The 18,493-nt window shown below is 58.3% G+C and carries 22 protein-coding genes; 9 read left to right on the plus strand and 13 right to left on the minus strand.

All coding sequences use genetic code 11. The features are described from left to right. Together WB650_RS07650 and WB650_RS07655 are read right to left on the minus strand one after the other, a co-directional pair. The coding region (locus WB650_RS07650; RefSeq protein ID WP_423960035.1) for a glycogen/starch/alpha-glucan phosphorylase at positions 1-1,227 on the minus strand (1,227 nt) is incomplete at its 3' end. Positions 1,228-1,357: 130 nt separating this feature from the next. Continuing rightward, positions 1,358-2,119, minus strand: a complete 762-nt coding sequence (locus WB650_RS07655) for an alpha/beta fold hydrolase (RefSeq protein ID WP_422302063.1) — start codon at positions 2,117-2,119, stop codon at positions 1,358-1,360. Positions 2,120-2,169: 50 nt separating this feature from the next. Here WB650_RS07655 and WB650_RS07660 point away from each other — a divergent pair, with 50 nt between their 5' ends. Next, positions 2,170-2,403 carry a CBU_0592 family membrane protein gene (locus tag WB650_RS07660; protein ID WP_422302061.1) on the plus strand — a complete coding sequence of 78 codons (234 nt, stop codon included), beginning with the start codon at positions 2,170-2,172 and terminating at the stop codon, positions 2,401-2,403. Positions 2,404-2,465: 62 nt separating this feature from the next. Here the strand turns inward: WB650_RS07660 and WB650_RS07665 are convergent, their stop codons facing one another. Then, the gene (locus tag WB650_RS07665) at positions 2,466-3,113 is read right to left on the minus strand and encodes a glutathione S-transferase family protein (protein ID WP_422302059.1); all 648 of its coding nucleotides are present in this window, start codon (positions 3,111-3,113) and stop codon (positions 2,466-2,468) included. A gap of 151 nt (positions 3,114-3,264) precedes the next feature. On the opposite strand from WB650_RS07665, the gene WB650_RS07670 reads away from it, so the two are divergent. Continuing rightward, the gene (locus WB650_RS07670; RefSeq protein ID WP_423960037.1) at positions 3,265-4,203 is read left to right on the plus strand and encodes an IS1595 family transposase; all 939 of its coding nucleotides are present in this window, start codon (positions 3,265-3,267) and stop codon (positions 4,201-4,203) included. Between the two features lie 34 nt (positions 4,204-4,237). On the opposite strand, the gene WB650_RS07675 is transcribed toward WB650_RS07670, so the two are convergent. From WB650_RS07675 to WB650_RS07685, 3 genes are read right to left on the minus strand one after another with little or no spacing between them, the layout of a single operon-like run. Continuing rightward, the gene (locus WB650_RS07675) at positions 4,238-4,393 is read right to left on the minus strand and encodes a hypothetical protein (RefSeq protein WP_423960039.1); all 156 of its coding nucleotides are present in this window, start codon (positions 4,391-4,393) and stop codon (positions 4,238-4,240) included. Beyond that, entirely contained in the window at positions 4,390-4,683 is a 294-nt protein-coding gene (locus WB650_RS07680) for a hypothetical protein (protein WP_423960040.1), read from the minus strand. Before WB650_RS07680 ends, WB650_RS07675 begins: the two co-directional genes overlap by 4 nt. 6 nt (positions 4,684-4,689) lie before the next feature. After that, a complete protein-coding gene (locus WB650_RS07685) occupies positions 4,690-5,283 on the minus strand; it encodes a Panacea domain-containing protein (RefSeq protein ID WP_423960042.1) in 594 nt (197 codons plus the stop codon). Positions 5,284-5,732: 449 nt separating this feature from the next. On the opposite strand from WB650_RS07685, the gene WB650_RS07690 reads away from it, so the two are divergent. After that, a complete protein-coding gene (locus WB650_RS07690) occupies positions 5,733-6,032 on the plus strand; it encodes a GIY-YIG nuclease family protein (RefSeq protein ID WP_423960044.1) in 300 nt (99 codons plus the stop codon). On the opposite strand, the gene WB650_RS07695 is transcribed toward WB650_RS07690, so the two are convergent. Together WB650_RS07695 and WB650_RS07700 are read right to left on the minus strand one after the other, a co-directional pair. Continuing rightward, positions 6,033-6,272: a hypothetical protein gene (locus WB650_RS07695; RefSeq protein WP_423960046.1), complete on the minus strand. Its 240-nt coding sequence runs from the start codon at positions 6,270-6,272 to the stop codon at positions 6,033-6,035. Positions 6,273-6,511: 239 nt separating this feature from the next. Beyond that, positions 6,512-6,796: a hypothetical protein gene (locus tag WB650_RS07700; RefSeq protein WP_422302057.1), complete on the minus strand. Its 285-nt coding sequence runs from the start codon at positions 6,794-6,796 to the stop codon at positions 6,512-6,514. Positions 6,797-8,038: 1,242 nt separating this feature from the next. On the opposite strand from WB650_RS07700, the gene WB650_RS07705 reads away from it, so the two are divergent. Further along, positions 8,039-9,673, plus strand: coding sequence for a carboxylesterase/lipase family protein (locus WB650_RS07705; protein WP_423960048.1), 1,635 nt, complete (start codon positions 8,039-8,041; stop codon positions 9,671-9,673). Positions 9,674-9,737: 64 nt separating this feature from the next. Here the strand turns inward: WB650_RS07705 and WB650_RS07710 are convergent, their stop codons facing one another. The 4 genes from WB650_RS07710 to WB650_RS07725 form a co-directional block, all read right to left on the minus strand. Further along, entirely contained in the window at positions 9,738-10,145 is a 408-nt protein-coding gene (locus WB650_RS07710; protein ID WP_423960049.1) for an ester cyclase, read from the minus strand. A gap of 98 nt (positions 10,146-10,243) precedes the next feature. Beyond that, positions 10,244-11,263 carry an alpha/beta fold hydrolase gene (locus tag WB650_RS07715; RefSeq protein WP_423960051.1) on the minus strand — a complete coding sequence of 340 codons (1,020 nt, stop codon included), beginning with the start codon at positions 11,261-11,263 and terminating at the stop codon, positions 10,244-10,246. Beyond that, positions 11,263-11,655 carry a hypothetical protein gene (locus WB650_RS07720; protein ID WP_422301025.1) on the minus strand — a complete coding sequence of 131 codons (393 nt, stop codon included), beginning with the start codon at positions 11,653-11,655 and terminating at the stop codon, positions 11,263-11,265. The genes WB650_RS07715 and WB650_RS07720 overlap by 1 nt, the downstream gene beginning before the upstream one ends. A 10-nt stretch (positions 11,656-11,665) precedes the next feature. Continuing rightward, positions 11,666-12,541, minus strand: coding sequence for a TIGR03620 family F420-dependent LLM class oxidoreductase (locus WB650_RS07725; protein ID WP_422301024.1), 876 nt, complete (start codon positions 12,539-12,541; stop codon positions 11,666-11,668). A gap of 236 nt (positions 12,542-12,777) precedes the next feature. Here WB650_RS07725 and WB650_RS07730 point away from each other — a divergent pair, with 236 nt between their 5' ends. Then, positions 12,778-13,638 (plus strand): LLM class F420-dependent oxidoreductase, encoded by an 861-nt coding sequence (locus tag WB650_RS07730; protein ID WP_422301023.1) that lies wholly within the window; start codon positions 12,778-12,780, stop codon positions 13,636-13,638. Between the two features lie 226 nt (positions 13,639-13,864). Here WB650_RS07730 and WB650_RS07735 read toward each other — a convergent pair whose 3' ends face one another. Continuing rightward, on the minus strand, positions 13,865-14,302 hold the full coding sequence (locus tag WB650_RS07735) for a GNAT family N-acetyltransferase (RefSeq protein ID WP_422307584.1): 438 nt from the start codon (positions 14,300-14,302) through the stop codon (positions 13,865-13,867). 25 nt (positions 14,303-14,327) lie between these two features. Between WB650_RS07735 and WB650_RS07740 the strand changes: the two genes are divergently transcribed. The 4 genes from WB650_RS07740 to WB650_RS07755 all read left to right on the plus strand — a co-directional run bounded on the left by WB650_RS07740 (position 14,328) and on the right by WB650_RS07755 (position 18,485). Beyond that, positions 14,328-15,128, plus strand: a complete 801-nt coding sequence (locus WB650_RS07740; protein WP_422307582.1) for an enoyl-CoA hydratase — start codon at positions 14,328-14,330, stop codon at positions 15,126-15,128. Between the two features lie 122 nt (positions 15,129-15,250). Further along, the gene (locus tag WB650_RS07745) at positions 15,251-15,892 is read left to right on the plus strand and encodes a TetR/AcrR family transcriptional regulator (protein ID WP_423960054.1); all 642 of its coding nucleotides are present in this window, start codon (positions 15,251-15,253) and stop codon (positions 15,890-15,892) included. Continuing rightward, the gene (locus WB650_RS07750) at positions 15,885-17,105 is read left to right on the plus strand and encodes a cytochrome P450 (RefSeq protein ID WP_422307578.1); all 1,221 of its coding nucleotides are present in this window, start codon (positions 15,885-15,887) and stop codon (positions 17,103-17,105) included. Before WB650_RS07745 ends, WB650_RS07750 begins: the two co-directional genes overlap by 8 nt. A 174-nt stretch (positions 17,106-17,279) precedes the next feature. Further along, a complete protein-coding gene (locus tag WB650_RS07755) occupies positions 17,280-18,485 on the plus strand; it encodes a cytochrome P450 (RefSeq protein WP_423960056.1) in 1,206 nt (401 codons plus the stop codon). Positions 18,486-18,493: the final 8 nt, after the last annotated feature.

An 18,493-nucleotide genomic window follows, 5' to 3' on the forward strand; every position in this document is an offset into this window, starting at 1 on the left:
GAGGCGTTCTGGATCGTCGCGCCAGACCGCACCGGCGTCGGCCAGAAAGCGGCGATTGATCTCGTAGATGATTTGTAGATGGCGCGGCACTACTCGCTCGAGCAGGCTGACCGGCCACTTCTCAAGCGCCTCGGGCAGCAGAGTGTGGTTAGTGTATGCGACGGTCTCGCGCGTAATTTCCCACGCCTGTCGCCATTCGAGATCGTACTCGTCGATAAAAACCCGCATCAACTCCGCGATAGTCAGTGACGGATGCGTGTCGTTGAGCTGAATAGCTACTTGCGATGAGAAATCAGTGAAGTCCTGACCGCGAGCGACAAACCCCTGTACTATGTCGTGCACCGCGCAGGCGACGAAGAAGTATTCCTGCAGCAGCCTTAGTTCGCGGCCGGCCGCCACCGCGTCGGATGGGTACAACACTTTCGAGATGGTTTCGGAAAGCATCTTCTGCTCGACGGCTTTCATGTAGTCGCCGGCGTTGAAGATCTGCATGTCGAATTCGTCCGAGGCGCCGGCCGAATACAGGCGCACGAAGTTCACCGTGCGCCCGCCGAATCCCACGATCGGCAGGTCGGACGGCACGCCGACCAGGACGCGCCAATCGACCCAGATTGGATTGTATTCGCCCTTTTTGTCGATGCGATGCTCGATACGCCCGTAAACCGGAATCCTGCATGACTGCTCGGGGCGCGCGACCAGCCACGGCGAGGTTTCGCGCTGCCATGCGTCGGGCCGCTCGACCTGGTAGCCGCCGCGAATTTCCTGGCGGAAGAGTCCGTACTCGTAATTGATTCCGTACGCGTAGCCAGGAAGATCGAGCGTCGCCAGCGAATCGAGAAAGCATGCGGCCAGCCGGCCCAAACCGCCGTTGCCGAGAGCGGCGTCGGGCTCTTCATCGAACAGGATTTGCAAGTCGATTCCGTTCTCGGCCAGGAAATCACGGCAGGTGTCGATGATGCCGAGGTTCAAGAGATTGTTTTCGAGCGAGCGGCCGATGAGAAATTCGAGCGACAGGTAGTAAAGCTTCTTCGAACGATTGCGATCGAAACGCAGGCGGGTCGTGAGCATTTTCTCGACCAGCATGTCGCGAACGACAAACGCCGTCGCGCGATACCAATCATGCTTCGTCAACTCGCTCCGCAGCTTGGCCAGCGAAAAGCGAATGTGATGATCGATAAGCTTGTCGAACAGGTTGCGGTTAACTTCAGAAAGTGGGGGGACAGCCATCTAACGTCAGTCCTGCGAAAACTTGGATCCTATGATCAATCAGGTCTGCAGAGTTGTCGCCAATGTGACCACGGGGCCATCGACGAACCATCTACATATTGCCGATTCGCAGGACGGTTCTCCAGAAGGGCTAGTCAGTCACGCGATCGAGGAAAGCGCGCACGGCGGCGTTGAACGCGGCGGGCTGATCGATATTTGCCGCGTGTCCGGCGCGTTCGAGGATCACTTTTTCCGCGCCCGGGATTTTCGCCGCCATGTAATCTGCCGACGGCCGGAACTGCACGTCGGTTTCACCGACCAGCACCAGAGTCGGCACCGCGATTACCGGCAGCGACTCGAGCACGCGGCCGTCCTTCTGCGCCAGCATCCCGCGCGCCGCATGCGCCAGGCCCTGCGCGCTGCGATGTTTCGCGATGCTGACTTCGGCGCTGACGCCAGCCGCGGCCAGTCCCTTTTTCTCGTACGCCGCCGCCATGCTGTCGGCGATCTTGTTCCATCCAGCGCGGCCGTCGTCTTTCTTGTAGCCCGGCCCGGTATCGAACAGCATCAACGCCTCAGTGCGGGAAGGATGCGCCAGATGAAATGCCAGCGACATGAAGCCGCCGAGGGACAAGCCTGCGATGATGGCGCGGCCGACACCGCAAGCGTCGAGCACTGCGGCCATATCGTGAATGGTAGCTTCGTGCGAGTAGAGCGACGGATCGTCGGGCGAGTCGGAGCGGTCGTGGCCGCGCATGTCCCACGCGATCACATGGTAACTGTCAGACAATGCGTCCATCTGACCTTGCCACATGCGCGCGCTGGCGCTGTATCCATGCGACAGCAGCACGGCGGGCCCAGCGCCGCGTTGTTCGTAGTAGATGCCAACGCCGTCGCGATCGAGATAAGACATCGTCAGTTCATCCTTGCGGGTATTTTGGCACAGCGAGCGGGGGAGAGGATATGACGGCATCGGAAATCATCGGATCGATCGGAGTTGCGCTGCTGCTGATCGCGTTCTTCATGAATTTGTTCGGGACGCTGCATTCCGACTCGCGCGCATACCAGGCGATGAACGCGGTTGGCGCCGCGGTCTCCTGCTACGCGTCTTACCTGATTGGATTCGCGCCATTCGTCGTGCTCGAAGCCATTTGGTGCGCGGCCGCGGTGGCCGCGATGTTGCGAGGCCGCCGGTAATTTCGAAAGCGGAAGCATCGCCGCGGATGCTCCCGCTTTTTTTTCGATTGAAACCCTCGCTGCTAATTCCCCCCACGCTGCATCGCGGCCAGCGCTGCGGTCTGCTCCCCGAGGCCTTTCTTCACCGACGGGCGCGTCTGGACGTGAGCCCACCATGCCGCAATCTTCGGATGCCCGTCGAGCGCGTTGATGCCGAAGGCAGGCCCCAAGTTAGTGACGAAGAACATCGTGGGCGCGAGCGCGCAATCGGCGAGAGTGAATTCCGAGCCGGTCGCGTAGCCGCCGTCGGCGAGCATTTTGTCGAGCTGGCCGAGGCGCTTGGTAAGCTCGGCCACTTTTTCTTCGACGACTTTTGCGTCACGCGTCTTCGGATTCATCTGGCCGAACAGCGCACGCAGTGGAGGCTCAAGGTAGAGGTCGTGGAAGCGGGTGAAGATGCGCACCTGGGCGCGGCCTTCGGGGCTCTTCGGAAGCAGCGGAGGGTTGGGGTACTTGTCCTCGAGGTACTCGTTGATGACTTCGGACTCGGGGATGAGCAGGCCGTCGGCATCGAGCGCAGGGGTTTTGCCGAGCGGATTGATCTTCGCATATTCGGGGGAGCTGAGCGCGCCGCCCGGAATCGGCACCATCTCGATGTTGAGTCCTTTTTCATAAATGACGAGGCGGGATTTGGTGGCGAAATTGGAGAGATCCACGTTGTAGAGCTTCATCGTTGTCGATTCCTCGCTTGCAGAGATTTCGATCAAGCTCGCTTATCGCAGACGAGGGAGTTCTTCGCAACCCGCTCCAGCCGCTGGGTAGTGTCCTAATTTGGGCACTAATATACTTGACTCACCAATGACGTTCAGCTAGATTAACAGCATGAACGCACCAAGGACTTTACAGGAAGCGATCCTCTACTTCGCCGATCCAGACCGATGCCTGAAATTCATGGTCGATATTCGCTGGCCGGACGGCGTGAAATGCCCGACATGCGGAAGTAAGGAAGTCTATTTCCTTGAGTCGCGCCGCGTGTGGAAGTGCAAGGCCAAGCACGCCAAGCAGCAATTCAGCGCCAAGGTAGGGACAGTATTCGAGGACTCGCCTATCGGTCTGGACAAGTGGTTTGCAGCGGTCTGGATGGTCGCCAACTGCAAGAACGGCGTTAGCTCATACGAAATTCATCGCGCGCTGAAAGTCACGCAAAAGACGGCGTGGTTCATGGACCATCGAATCCGGCTCGCGATGCAGACCGGCTCATTCGAGAAAGTGTCAGGGGAGTTTGAAGTAGACGAATCTTTTATCGGCGGCCTCGCCCGCAACATGCACAAAAACAAAAAGGCGAAAATCACGGGCACGGGCGGGGCCGGAAAAGCAATCGTCATGGGTCTGCTGGATCGTAAAACGAAGAAGATTCGACTACGGCACGTCGCCAATACCCAGCGCGAGACGCTTCAAGGCGTGGTGCGCGAGTACATCGAGGGCGGTTCGTATGTTTTCAGCGATGCTTGGGTCGCCTACAACGGATTGGATCGCGAGTACATTCATCAGGTGATCGATCACGCCGAAACCTACGTCAACGGCAACGTCCATACCAACGGCATCGAAAACTTTTGGAGTCTGTTGAAGCGCGGATTGAAGGGAACGTATATCAGCGTCGAGCCATTCCATCTTTTTCGCTATCTGGATGAGCAAGCGTTCCGATTCAACGAGCGTAAGCAGAATGATGGCGGGCGGTTTGTCAGCGCGATGCAGGGCATCACTGGCAAGCGCGTCACTTATGAAAAGTTGACTGGAAAGACAGAAGAGGTGGTCGCCTGAAAGAGGCGACAGGAACGGGGAAAGCGCGGGCGAGTCAGGTTGCGGGTTTCTTCTTCTTCAATCGATCAGCGCGCCAACGTGCCTCTTCAATTTCTACTTCCTTTTTCGGCACAGCGACCAAGCCCTTAATCAATCGCTGGAATCGCTCGAATGGTGATTGAACAGCGGGCGACGGCTCTGTCTTCTTCACTCGTCTAACAATCCCGGATCATCATCGATCCTTTCGATCCACATCAACCTAACGCGATTCTGATCCAGAATGCAAAAATAAATTCGCAACGGTGGAAGCAGCCTCGCGATGGTATCAAAAGTATCTGTCTTTGCGATCCGTAATGTGGTGAATCCTGGCACAAGATCAAACGCTTCGGCAAATGTCGCTATTCCGTTAGTAACACCCCTGATTACTTCATCGACAAATGGCAAATTACCGAGCACAGACAACTGCGCCGTGAAGGCATCGTCTGCGACCAATGTTCGCACTTTCGGTTAATCAACCTGCCAGCCATGTATCGCGGCCAGTTCCTTAGCGCGCGTCGCATCCGCTTCGGTAGGCGGATCGTCAGAGATAAACATCGCTTCGTAAGGGATAAGGCCTTCGTTGTTATTTGCGCCGCGCGCAATTTTCCAGAGACGATGATGAGAAAATTCACTTACCACTTGCGCGCTCTTACCCCAAAACATCTGAATCAGCTCATCTACCAATGCGATGTCGCTAGGGCGGAAGAATTTATCTAAATTTGATCGTCGAAGCGCAACATATTGATGGCGCGAGTATGCGAACTTTGGAATCTTTTTGATGTCTAATTCGCCCGCGTCGATCATGCTATTGCGAACCGGCACCAGACGTTTAGGCGCGGGTCCATGTTCCAAGGCTTTGTAGGCTGCCCCGGTGATCGGTGTACCTGTTTTGGAATACGAAACGAAATCGGAATAAAAGAGAATTTTGTTTAGTTTGGTGGCGTTAAATGCTGGATCGTCCGCGCACTTTTCTGCGATGTAGAGGATAAGTTCGCGCAGGCGTTCATCCGGATGCATATCCGGAAATTCATACGTCACCTGATCTGAGCGAACAGTCTCCACGGTTCCAACCCAACCCCCGTTGTTGGATGCCGCATACCTCCCATACCGCGCGCATCGTTTATCGTATCTGCGACCATATTACCAGACTTGCTTTGTCAAGCAAGCGGAGATCGCCTTTTGATCGCCCGATGTTGGATTAGCCTAACTGATCTGCGAAATTAGTTGCCCGGATTGCCGGAACTCCAAAATCTGGTAAAATATGCACAATTCGTTGCGGAGGTGCAGGCGGATGGTTTTCATTCTGCTAGATCACAGTTGAAAAAACGGCCTTGGATGTTTCGAGCACCCAAGGCCGCAGGCGGGAAACCGTAAAATTTTGGCTTGCGAACGACAGTCCCCGCCAGAGCAGGACCAGCGGTACCGACACTACCCCCGCTCAAACCCGTTTGCAAGCCTCAGATGTTCGTAGCCGGTTTTCGATGGAAAACCGAACAATAGAGGCTCATCAAATGGCTTTCACACAATGGTGGTCGTTCACCGATCAACTGGTCGATATGGATCAGAACCAAGCCGGCGTATACGAGTTCGGTAACAGCAGCAACGATGTAGTTTACATCGGCTCGACGAACGACATGAAGCGTCGGCTGAAGGAACACTTGGGCGAGGGCACCACGAGCTGCATCAAGCAGAACGCGAAGGTGTACCGCATCGAGTATACGTCGAGCTATCTGACGCGAGAGCGGGAACTGATTGATGAATTCATCCGGACTTACGGGCGCTTGCCACGATGTAATTCGGTCAGACCCTAACTAGTCGCGATCGAATTCGCGCTTTTGTTCCATCGCGGAAACGATCTCATCTGCGCGGGCTCCGGATTCTTCACCGAGTCCGGAGCCCCAACCGTCGTAAAACCCATCTTTCGTGAAAAAATGTTCGATTCCGCGATCGCTACGGATTCGGTCAAGAGTCGTCCCCTCGACAATTTCCCAATGCCCATCGAGCGTTAGTATCTCGATCAATCCGTTCTCATGTTGGACCCGTAGTTTCATAGGCACCTAAAAGGCAAGTTAGGGGCCAAGCCTGTCACGTCGGTAAAATAATGCGCGCGGACGATGGGTGAGTCAAGTATATTAGTGCCCTAATTTGAACTTTTCTGGCACTGTCCTAAAGCAACTGAGTGTCCTACGTGCTGTGAGCAAGCGTCCTAGATACGGATCGCGGAACGGCGGAAAACCCTAGCTGCGTGAAGTGCCGGTAGTCCCTTAGTTTTGAAAACCCGGTTTTCGCCTCAGGGCCAATCCGTCAGTGAAGCGCCGCAAACAAAACCGATTATGGCCATCGCTGGCAGATGGATGATCGCGTACAAGAGCATTACAGGTTTGTTCTCTTCGCTGGCAATCAGCGAGATATGCCACAACAGCGCGGTGCCCAAACAAAAATGATAGGTAACTTCGAGCCAAGGAACGTCGTTGGTTGATGACCACGGGGAATATGCGACGCTCGCTACAACCATGAGGGCGGTGATTGAGACCGGCCCCAAGGAGTAAACGCTAACGATGAGTTTACGCAGCACGTTTCTGATTCGCGACGGCTTCAATCAATCCGCCGTCGACGATAGCCTATCACTTACGCCAGCGACCATAGCGAGCGCACATTTTGTTGGCCGCGCTCGACTGGCGGTGACGATTGAATCCATGTGTCGCTTGGGAGCGACCGTGAAACGCAGAGTAATAGCGGCTCGTCGGCCCTTCGGGCGGCGGCCCATAGATATCGTGCTGCGCGGGAGTGTCGTCGGGCGCGGAGCCTATACGGCGCGCAAGGGGTGAAAGTGATTCGGCCAGCCTCGAATCGCAACCACCTTGAACTCTTTCGGCACTGTCCTAAATGCAACTGAGTGTCCTAAGTGCCTTGAGCAAGCGTCCTAGATGCGGATCAAGCGGAACGGCGGAAAACCCTAGCTGCGAACCACCCCAACATCGCATATAGGACGACATTTGTTCCAAGCGAGATGACAAGCACCAATACTTGAAAGGCAAGAGGGGTACCAGCCGGTCCGGCTACTGCGACTCCTGCTATGAGCACTGCGCCCGGCCACAACCAAAAGAACCAAATCCCGCCCGTTATCGACGGGAAAATGTACGAGGTCAAGTAAATCCCTATCGGTATCAGCAACCCGACGAGCGCCCCCCAAGCGGCGGCGTGGCGGGGCTTCATTGTCGTAGCCCGTACGGACTATCCGGCAACGAAGTTCCGCCGCCATGACCAACACCGTAGTGACCCCCGCAGGTTGTTTTGATTCCCGCAGCCGACGACTCGCACGGTGCCGGATTATTGCTGCTGCCACAACCAGCTACCGACATAGTCAGTACGAGCAGCATTACTGCACCAGCTAGGTGGGCCTTCACGGACATTGAGTTAGCAGACCATCGAGCGACCGACAAATGCCCACAACGAGAACCGCAATGGAGTTTCACGCCCCCAACCTCCACCTCGACTCTCGGCGAACGCTACGCTATCCATGTGTCAACAAGGGAAGACGAGAATGGATAGCAAGACCGCCAAAAAAAGGACAGCGCCAGCCGCTGCGACTGAAAAAGCCGTGTAAAAAAGGACCTTGCCGCGGGAAGACTTCGAGGGTATTAGAACTTCACGATTTGAACTCAGCAAAGGCTAATCCAAAGTTCCACGTTTGTGGGGGCAACTCTCTCGGTATAGGCACGCGGTCTCAGGGGGTCCGAATCTTTCGTTCAATTTGAAATCGGGCGTTGTCGGCATGCGTCGCCACGCTCCAAAAGAGCTGATGGAGGAATCAGCAATGAAAAGCAGCGGGTTTGCTTCCAAACTTTTACTTGCGCTGGCGGCTATCTGCGTAGTCACGCTCGGCTCGGTATTAAGCGCGTCGGCAGACGATAAACCTTTTGCCTTCACTCAAAGCGGATTCGTGATCGGCACAACGACGAATGGCGTAAACGAATTCCTCGGCATCCCCTACGCAGCGCCGCCGGTGGGAGCTCTGCGCTGGTTACCGCCGGAGCGTTATGGGTTTTTCCCTGGATTTTTCCTCAAGGCGACGACTTTCGGCAGCCAGTGCACGCAAGGTGGAGGCGGCAGCGAGAACTGCCTGTTCCTGAATGTTTATACGCCCCAGTTCGGATTTGGAGGCGGAAGAAGAGTTCGAGCGGAAGACCGGGGACCAGGCGGGGGGTTCCCGCGCGGACTACCTGTGATGTTTTGGATTCATGGCGGAGGACTGACGGGTGGCGCTGGCAGTGACTATGATCCATCAGAGCTGGTGAAGAAAGGGGTGATTGTCGTCACTATCAACTACCGCCTCGGCCTGTTGGGATTTTATGCGCAGTCCGCGCTCGACTCCGAAGGCCATGAGGCCGGCAACTACGGATTCATGGATCAGCAATTCGCACTAAACTGGGTTCGCAGGAACATTGCGGGTTTTGGCGGCGATCCGAATCAGGTAACGATATTCGGCGAATCCGCGGGCGGGCAGAGTGTCTATTCCCAGCTTGCGTCTCCTACCGCAGCACACCTGTTTCGCGGCGCCATCGCGGAGAGCGGATCATATGTAGAATTCCAGGACTACTTTGACGACATCGTCACGCTACCGATCGCGGAAACGACAGGCACCCCCCTCGTTCCAGCTGGCAACTCAATCGCGACAAGTGTCGGATGCGCCAGCGAAACGGCTCTGTGTCTGCGCGCAGTGCCGGCCACGACGTTCGTTGGAGTAGAGCCGGGAGTGTTGTATCCGTTCGTGGACGGGACCCTGTTAACGCAGACGCCGGGCCAGGCATTCGCGAGCGGCGAATTCAATCAAGTGCCGGTGATTTCGGGCACCAATCATGATGAGTACAGGATCTTCGTAGCTGATGAGTACGACTTGGGGAGTGCGCTCGCGACCTTGGCCGAGTACGATGCCGCGGAATTAGCCTTGTGGGGACCAACACTCGCACCTATCGTGGATTCCTTGTATCCCGATAGTCCTGCCAATGACGTGGATGGTCCGGAGGCATTGGGTGCCTCAGGTACTGACGGAATCTTCGCGTGTCCGGCGCGCAATGCGGACCAGTTATTGTCGCAGTTCGTCACGACCTATACTTACGAATTCAACGACGAAAACGCGCCTCCGGCGCAATCCAGTGTTCCCGGGTTAACCTTCCCGCTGGGCGCCTATCACTCCGCCGAGCTTCAATACCTCTTCGTGCTGGGCGGAGTACCCGCTCCATTTACGCCTGCCCAGCAGCAGCTTTCCGCTGCGATGGTCACTTACTGGACCCAGTTCGCGAAGAACCTGAACCCGAACTCGCCGACTGAGCCGGTATGGTCTCCCTACAGCACATCCACCGACGAGTTCCAGTCGTTGATTCCACCGACGCCGATGGTCGAATCGACTTTCGCCGCCGAGCACTTGTGCGAATTCTGGGACGCGTTCTGAAAGCATCGGACGGGCGCGCGTGACCCTACGAGCGCTGCGCGCCCGTTTTTCACTAGAGAGATACTCAACCCCACGGAGTGTCTGTAGGGCAGCTTACCTGGATGCCCCAATCGTCTACTATCTTGCCGTCAACGAAGCGGTAGATGGCGACGCCGCCCATTGAGAATTGTTCGCCCTTCTTAGGGAAGCCGGGTATGGGTTCGCCGATGTAAGTACCGCGGATGGTCATTCGAATTACCAGTTTGTCATCGACGGCGAAAATGTCGTCGAGCCTGGATTCAGAGTCGGCGAACAGCCTACCGCCCGCACCGGCCAGCATCCTTGCGCCTTCGAGGCCACGCGGCCAGTTGGGAAAGTTGGGTGAGTGGAAGGCGAAGTCGGGGGAGCATACTTCGTCGACGATGGCGAGGTTGCCCTTGCCTAGCTCTTTCATGAAGCGGACGAAGATGGCTTTGTTTTCTTCGGGAGTCATGTGATGCCTCCGTAAGAGCTAAGTGCAAAAGATCTAGCTTGAGGCCCAGAACCCTCACCTAACCTCTCCCGTGAAATAACGGGCGAGGGATAGGAGTGTTAGCGGCCGCCTTCTTCTTGCTTGATTACGAAGATCAGGGACTCGGCGAAGTCGTCGGCGTGCTCTAATTGCGGATAGAGGCCGGAGGTTTTGAAAACTACGGTGGCCGAACCGGGCATCGCGGCGTGCAGCGCCTCGCCTTCGGCGCTCGAGAAGTACGGATTTTTCGCGCCCCACATTATTATCGTGAGCGTGTTGAAGACCTGGCCTATCTTCGAGCGGATGTGCGCCTCGTCGCGGGGGACCGAATTTATCATGTCGGTCTCGGCGGGAAGGTCCTGGTTCAACTGCTCCATCATGCGCTGATAAATGATGTCCGGCATCGGCGGCAATTCGAAGAAGCTCGCCTCGACCTGCGCGCGGACCGCGTCGGGCGTCGTTGGGAGCATCCCCTTGCGAAGTTTTTCAGCGCCGCGCGCGCCGACCAGGCCACCTGACACGAGGACGAGCCGCTCGACTTTGTCGGGATGCTCGACGGCGTAGTAGAGCGCGACGTCGGCGCCGAGATCGTTGCCTATAAGGTTCACGTGATCGAGCTTCAACTCGTCGATCATCTGGGCGACAGCCTCGGCCTGATACGCGATCGAATATTGAACCTGCTTGTGATCCGACGACGCAAAGCCGGGCAGGTTGGGCGCGACGACTTTGTAATGCGCGTCGGCCACCGGCGGCATGATTCCGCGCCAGACCAGCGCGGCGTTCGGACCGAGCCCATGAATCATCACGACCGGGTCCATCCCCGAATAGCCGCCGGTCATCAGATAGGTGATGAGGCCGTCCTTGAGCGCGAGATCGTTCTGGGTCACGCCCGACCATCCGAGGCGCGAGATTTGAATCCATCGAAGAACGTCGACCGGCCGCAGGTACATCGCAGCGCCGAAAATTCCGAGAAAGACCGCGGCGATCGGCCCCGCAATGTTGATCCATGAATGGCGGCGGAGTTGCCGCGCTGGATTCTCGGCGCGGATGTCGGCCTCGGTTCGGATACGGGCGGGTTGCGATTTGACTGGCTCGGTCATTATTTCGCCGACGATGACGGCGCGGCCGACGGTGATCCAGACGCTACGGCAGCCTTGTTGGCTGCGGCCTTTCTGGACGCCTTGGTCACGTGCGAGAGGCGGCGACCGTGCGCGGCCTCGCGATCGCGTTGCATCTGATCGAGATGGTCGGCAACGCGATTGATTTCAACGGTCGCCTCCTGGACGGCCTTGGTCGCGCGATTCGCCGCCTCAGTCGCCTTGTCCGCAGCGGCTTGCGCATCTGCCGCAGATTTTTCCGCTTGCTCTGCGGCATGCTGAGCCTTGACGGCGGCGGCTTCAGCCTGCTGGGCCTGTTGCTCGTCGTGCGAGGCGCATCCGGCGATCGCAATCGCGAGAATCAGAAAAGGCAACGCGGAAAAAAATCGGCGCATCAGTTATGACTCAGCCCTGAGCGAACGCCTGCACCGTTCGCATGTCGGGCTGCGGTGCGCCGTCAGCGCGCAGCGGCAGGATGCATACGTGAGAGGCGCCGGCCTTCAGATGCGCGTCGATGCGATCGCGGATCTTCTCCTCGTTGCCCCACGCCACAATCGCGTCGACCAGCCGATCGGAGCATCCGTTTTCGAATTCGCTATCGGCCCATCCGAGCGCCTTCAAATTATTGGTGTAATTCGGCAGGCGGGGAACATAGGTCTTCATATATTCGCGCGCCGCTTTGCGGGCCTTGGTGGCGTCAGTCTCGAGGATGACGGCCTGCGCCGCACAGAGCATCGCATTCGGTCCGATTTGCGCGCGCGCTTTCGCCGTATGCTCGGGCGGAACAAAGTAGGTGTGCGTGCCGTTGGCCTCGGACGCCGAAAGCGCGAGCATCTTGGGATGCAACGCTGCAAGCACCACCGGCACCGGCTCTTTCGGCGCCGGCGCGAGATAGAGCGCGCCCTTCATCTTCGGCAGATACTCCTTCATGAAGCTGTAGGGCTTGTCGTAGTTGTGCCCGCGCAGGTTACTCACGAGAGGTTTGTGACTGACGCCGATGCCGAGCAGAAAGCGGTTGCCGGAAAGTTCGGCGACAGTCTTCGACGCCGCCGCCATAGTGATCGCGTCGCGCGCCCAGATGTTCGCGATGCCGGTCGCGATCGACAGCCTATCTGTGTGACTCAGCAGATACGCGGCGTGCGCGAACGGCTCCCGGCCGACGGCCTCGGGAATCCAGAGCACTTTGTAGCCATTCTTCTCGACTTGCTTGGCGAACTCGGCGCTTTGCGGCGCCGTCATGGCGTCGAGGAAGAACCATATTCCAACTTTTCCAATATCCATGACTCAACAAGTAACTCGCTGGCGGAATTTGAACAAGCGCGGGACACGGGAAGAACTTTATTGAATGTGAAACCCGCGGTGGGTTTCACGCTTCCTTCGGCAGGGGTGACCCCTGCACCCGGTACAAAGACTAAGATGCGGGCGGAGTTTACCCTGAGCGAAGTCGAAGGGTCCCTGTTAGAAGTTTTTTTGAGAAGGTAGTAGATCCTGCTCATCGCGCAACGAGGTAATAGAAAATGAAACTTGGGTTGATGTTCGTTAATTCGGGGCCGTTCACTAATCCAGCGCTACTGATGCATCTGGCGACCACCGCAGAGCGATGTGGCGTCGAGTCGTTGTGGACGGTCGAGCACGTCGTGATCCCGCAGGACTACAAGTCGCCGTATCCGTATTCGTCCAGTGGAAAAATTCCAGGCGGCGAAGACGTCTCGATTCCCGATCCGCTGCTGCCGCTTGCGTTCGCGGCTGCGGTGACGAAAAAAATCAAGCTCGCGACCGGAGTGCTGATTCTTCCGCAGCGCCATCCGCTGTACGTCGCCAAAGAGGCGGCCACGCTCGACCAACTCTCGAATGGACGCGCGATCCTCGGAATCGGCAGCGGATGGCTCGAGGAAGAGTTCACCTCGCTCGGGCTCGACTTCCATACGCGCGGTGCTCGCACCGACGAGGCGATCAAATCCCTGCGGGTGTTGTGGAACGATGACGCGGCATCGTTTCACGGCAAGCATTTCAACTTCGGTCCGGTAAAGTGCTACCCAAAGCCGGTGCAAAAAGGCGGCGTCCCGATTCACGTCGGTGGGCATTCACCCGCCGCGGCGAAACGCGCGGGCCGCTACGGCGACGGCTTCTTCCCGGCGCTGGCGGAAATTCCCAAGCTCAAGGAACTGTTCGCGATGATGACGTCGGAGGCCGAGAAAGCAGGACGCGACCCCAAGACGATCGAGTTGTCATGCATGGGGCGCCCACGCGTCGAGGAGCTGAAGGCGCTCGAGGCGATCGGAGTGTCGCGAGTAGTAATCGCGCCGCCCGCGTTCGACGCAGAAGGCCTCACGCGCGGACTCGAAAAGCTGCGCGACGAGGTGATAGCGAAGATATAGAAGGAACTTGATTGAATGTGAAACCCGCCGTGGGTTTCACGCTTCCCTGGGCAGGGGTGACCTCCTTCGGCTTCGCTCAGGACAGGCTCTGCACCCAATCTTAAAGCGAAGACGCCTCCGCCTCTGTTCCCCCTTTCCGCATCGGAAAGGGGGTGAGGGGGATAGGACGGACGCTATCCGGCGAAACGCTTTCGGTTCCCCTTCCCGCTCGGGAAGGGGTTAGGGGTTAGGTTGCTGGCACCGGCGCAAGCATCTTCACATAGATCAATTCGGGGTCGCCCTCGTCGAGATTTTCGATGTAGCCGCTTTTGACGAATCCCAGTCGGGCGCACAGTTGTTGCATCGGGATGTTTGACTGGTTGGTCGACGTGAACAGCTTGCCGGTTTGGCAATCGAGCTCGGCCGCGCGCATCAGGGCGCTCGCGACTCCGCGGCGGCGGAAGTCGGGATGCACCAGCAGCAGCCGCACGAAAGATTGGTCGAAGAAACTCTCGTCCGAGATGACGAAGCCGCGGATAACGTCGTCGACTCGCGCGACCGAGACGCAGCCGTGCGCGCAGGCCTCGCCGATAAATCTGCGTCGCGGCGCACCCTGATGGACAGTTTCGTCCAGCGTACAAATGTGCTCAAAATCCTCGCTGGATGCTCGCTCGATTATCGTCATAAGTCTCGCCAGAGGTTTGCCAGCCGTGAAGGATGAAACATCAGTCGATCCGTTGATAGTAACTCACGAGGCGCCGATTGGATGGCTGGTGCTCAACCGGCCGCAAGTCCGCAACGCGCTCAATCTTAGGACCTGGCAGCGGATTGCGGAAGGTGTCGCCGAACTCGCGAGTGACGACGCGATTCGCGTGATTGTCATGCGCGGCGGCACACCGCAGGCGTTTATCGCCGGCGCCGACATCTCGGAGTTTCCCGCGATGCGGGCCGATGCGGCGCAGGCGCGCGCATATCGCGACGCGCCCAACAGCGCGATCGCGGCGCTGGTCGAATGCCGCAAGCCTGTCATCGCAATGATCGCCGGCGTATGCATCGGCGGCGGCGTTCAGGTCGCGCTCGCGTGCGATATCAGGATTGCGGCGCGCGGTACGCGCTTCGGCGTTCCTGCTGCGCGGTTGGGACTGGCGTATCCGCTCGAGGGCGTCAACATGCTCGCGCATACTGTTGGTCCCGCCAACGCGCGCGATATCCTGCTGTCGGCGCGGCTGTTTGACGCGGAAGAGGCCCTGCACATGGGTCTGATCAACCGCCTTGTGGATGCTGAAAAACTCGAAGAAAACGTGCGCGACTACGTGCTCAAGATGGCGACCAACGCGCCGCTGACGATGGCCGCCGCCAAGCTGGCGATTCGGGAAAGCCTGAAGGATCGCGAGGATCGCGACGCGAAGGCGGTCTCCACGATGGTCGCGCGATGCTTTGACAGCGAGGATTATCGCGAGGGCGTGCGCGCATTCCTGGAAAAGCGTCGTCCGGATTTCAAGGGCAGATGATTTAAATGCCTGATTTCTGTTAAAAATAGGCTTTTCAATTGCGCAAACAGGCATGCCTGCTTGCAACAATCAAGTTTGCATGTTACCGATTGGGGCGAACTGATCTCAGACGAGATAAATATATGTCCGCCCTACAAGAAGAGCGAAGTGCAGAGACTCGGCGACGACTGCTTGATGCGACCGTCGCGTGTCTTTTCGAACGTGGATACGCAGGAACCACCACGACCGAGATAGCCAGTCGGGCGGGCGTGTCGCGCGGCGCGCAGTTGCATCATTTTCCAAAGAAGGACGAGCTCGTGGTTAGCGCGCTCGAGCACGTGTTCGAGCTGAGGCTCAGTGAAATGAGCGCAGCGATCGCGGAGCCGCTGCCCGGAAATCGCGAGCATCGTGTGGCTGTGCTGATCGACGCGATGTGGCCGATGTTCAAGGGACCGACGTTCTATGCATGGCTGGAACTGGTGGTCGCGAGCCGCACCGATCCCGCGCTCAACGACGCGGTGCGCGCAGCCAGCGAGCGTTTCGGGCATGGCTTTGAATTGGGACTTAGAGCGATCCTCGACTGGCCGGCTGATCGCGAAATCGAACTTCAGGATTTGATCGGAGTTGTGTTCGGGCAACTCGAGTCATTGGCGCTCGAACGGGTTTTGCTTGATGGCGAAATCGATCCCCCCGAATTTGTGCGCGCGTTGGAAACGACCAAGCGGGTGTGCGCCGCGATGGTACGCGATCTGGATCAACCAACGGCAGGTGAGCGCAATGAGTGAGAACGTCGCGACTGCTACGTCGCAGGATTTCTACTTCAATCCGTGGGACGAGAACTTCCGCGCCAATCCGTATCCGCATTATCGCCCGCTGCTCGCGGGGCCGCCGCGATTTCTCGACATGGGCTACAAATTCGCGCTGGTGGCGCGCTATGCCGACGTGCGCGCGATGTTGATGGACCATGCGACGTTCTCGAGCGTGCAGCCGGCCGGGATGGGATTCGATGAGCAGACCAAGGCATTCGGCGATGCGCCGACGATGCTCGGCTCCGATCCGCCGACGCAAACGCGGCTGCGCCGGCTGGTCTCGCGCGATTTCACGCCACGACGAATTCGTGAGCTGGAACCGCGTATCCGCGAGATTGCGAAGAATCTGATCGATACAGCGGAGCGCAAAGGCGAGTTCGAGGTGATGGCTGATCTCGCCAATCCGTTGCCCGTCATGGTGATCAGCGATTTGCTCGGCGTACCTCACGAGAAATATCAGCAGTTCAAGGATTGGTCCGACAAAATAATCGAAGCGGACAACACTCTCCCCGGGATGCCGATACCGGATGAGATCAAGAACGCTTTCACCGAACTGAAGTCATACTTTTCCGACGAGATCGTCCGCCGACGCAAGAATCCCGGGCCTGACCTGGTAAGCGCGCTCGTGGCCGCGCACGATGAGGCCGAAGCGCTGAGCGCCGATGAGCTGCTGCAATTTGTCGTGCTGCTGCTGCTCGCCGGCAACGAGACGACGACGAATCTGATCGGCAACGGGATGCTCGCGCTGGGACGCAATGCCGAATCGATGGCGGCGATCCGCTCGAAGCCTGAGCTGATGCGCGGTGCGATCGAGGAGATGCTGCGATTCGACGGGCCGGTGCAGTCCACCTTCCGCACAGCGACGAAAGATACGGTGATTGGCGGAACGCCGATCACGGCCGGGATGGGCGCGTTCGTGATTATCGCGGCGGCGAATCGCGACCCGGCGCAATTCAAGGATCCCGAGAAGTTCGACATCGCGCGCGAACCAAACGAGCATCTGGCGTTCGGCGAAGGAATCCATTTTTGCATCGGCGCGCCGTTGGCGCGGATGGAAGGATCGATCGCGATTGGCGCTGCGCTCGAGCGGTTCCCGCATCTCCGGCTGAAAAATCCCGACGCCCCGGTGACCTACAAAGGATCCTATTTCCTGCGCGGGCTGAGCCGTCTCGATATGGCGCTGAAGTGACGGCGCGGGACTGCGTGCAGCCGCATTGATGCATCCCTGCGCGATGAAAACACGCTGATCGTATAGGTCCGCGCGATGGCATTGCGATTGCTCCTCAGTACGCGTCGGCGAATGGGTGCAGTGCGGCCGATGCGGCGTGGGCAACTGAAATCTGACGAAAAGGAAGTCTGAAAAATGAACCAGGCCGCCGAGAACATCTACTTCAACCCGTGGGATCCCGCGTTTCGCGCCAATCCGTATCCGCATTACAAGCCGTTGCTCGCGGGTCCGCCGCGGATTCTCGATCTGTTCGGGCCGACTGCGATGGTCACGCGCTTTGCCGACGTGACGACTGCGCTCCGTGATCATGCGCATTTCTCGAGCGTGCGCCCGCGCGATCCCAACGAGACTAATGATGAGGGACCGTTTGCGGGCGCGCGCACGATGCTGTTTTCCGATCCACCGCTGCACACCCGGCTTCGCCGTCTCGTCTCGCGAGATTTTACGCCGCGCCGAATCCGCGACCTCGAGCCGCGAATCCGCGAGATTGCGAAAAATCTTATCGACGCTGCGGAAGGCAAGGGCGAGCTCGAGGTGATGCACGGGATTGCCAACGCGCTGCCGGTGATGGTCATCGCCGAAATGCTCGGCGTGCCGCCGGATCATTACCAACAGTTCAAGCATTGGTCCGACACAGTGGTCTCGGCCGACAACACTTTGCCGGGAACTCCGCTGCCCGAAGAATTTCATACCGCGAAAAATGCGCTGCGCGGTGATTTCGCCGACGAGATCGAGCGACGCCGCAAGAGTCCCGGCACTGACCTGATAAGCGCGCTGGTCGCCGCGCACGACGACGCCGAGGCGATGAACGCCGACGAATTGCTCGCATTCGTGCTGCTCCTGCTACTGGCGGGCAACGAGACCACGACCAATCTGATCGGCAACGGGATGCTCGCGCTCGGGCGCAATCCCGCGCAGATGAATCTGCTTCGCCAGACGCCAGAGCTGATGCCCCGGGCGATCGAAGAAATCCTGCGCTTCGACGGACCGGTGCAATCGACGATTCGCTTCACCAGGGAAGATATAAATCTCGGCGGTATGGAGCTGCCTGCCCACCAGGGATGCTTCATAATCCTGGCGGCGGCGAATCGCGACCCGGCGCAGTTCGAAGATCCCGATCGCTTCGACATCACGCGCACGCCTCGCGACCACGTCGCGCTGGGCGAGGGCATCCACTTCTGTATCGGCGCGCCCCTGGCGCGGATGGAAGGTGCGATCGCGATTGGCGCGATGCTCGAGCGCTTCCCGCGCTTGCGTCTGCAGGATCCCGCGGCGCCGGTGACCTACAAAGGTTCATACTTCCTTCGCGGATTGACGTCCCTCACAATGGCGACTGACTGAGGGGGCAA

The organism is Binatus sp. (SeqCode), assembly GCF_049584895.1.
GTDB lineage: Bacteria > Desulfobacterota > Binatia > Binatales > Binataceae > Binatus.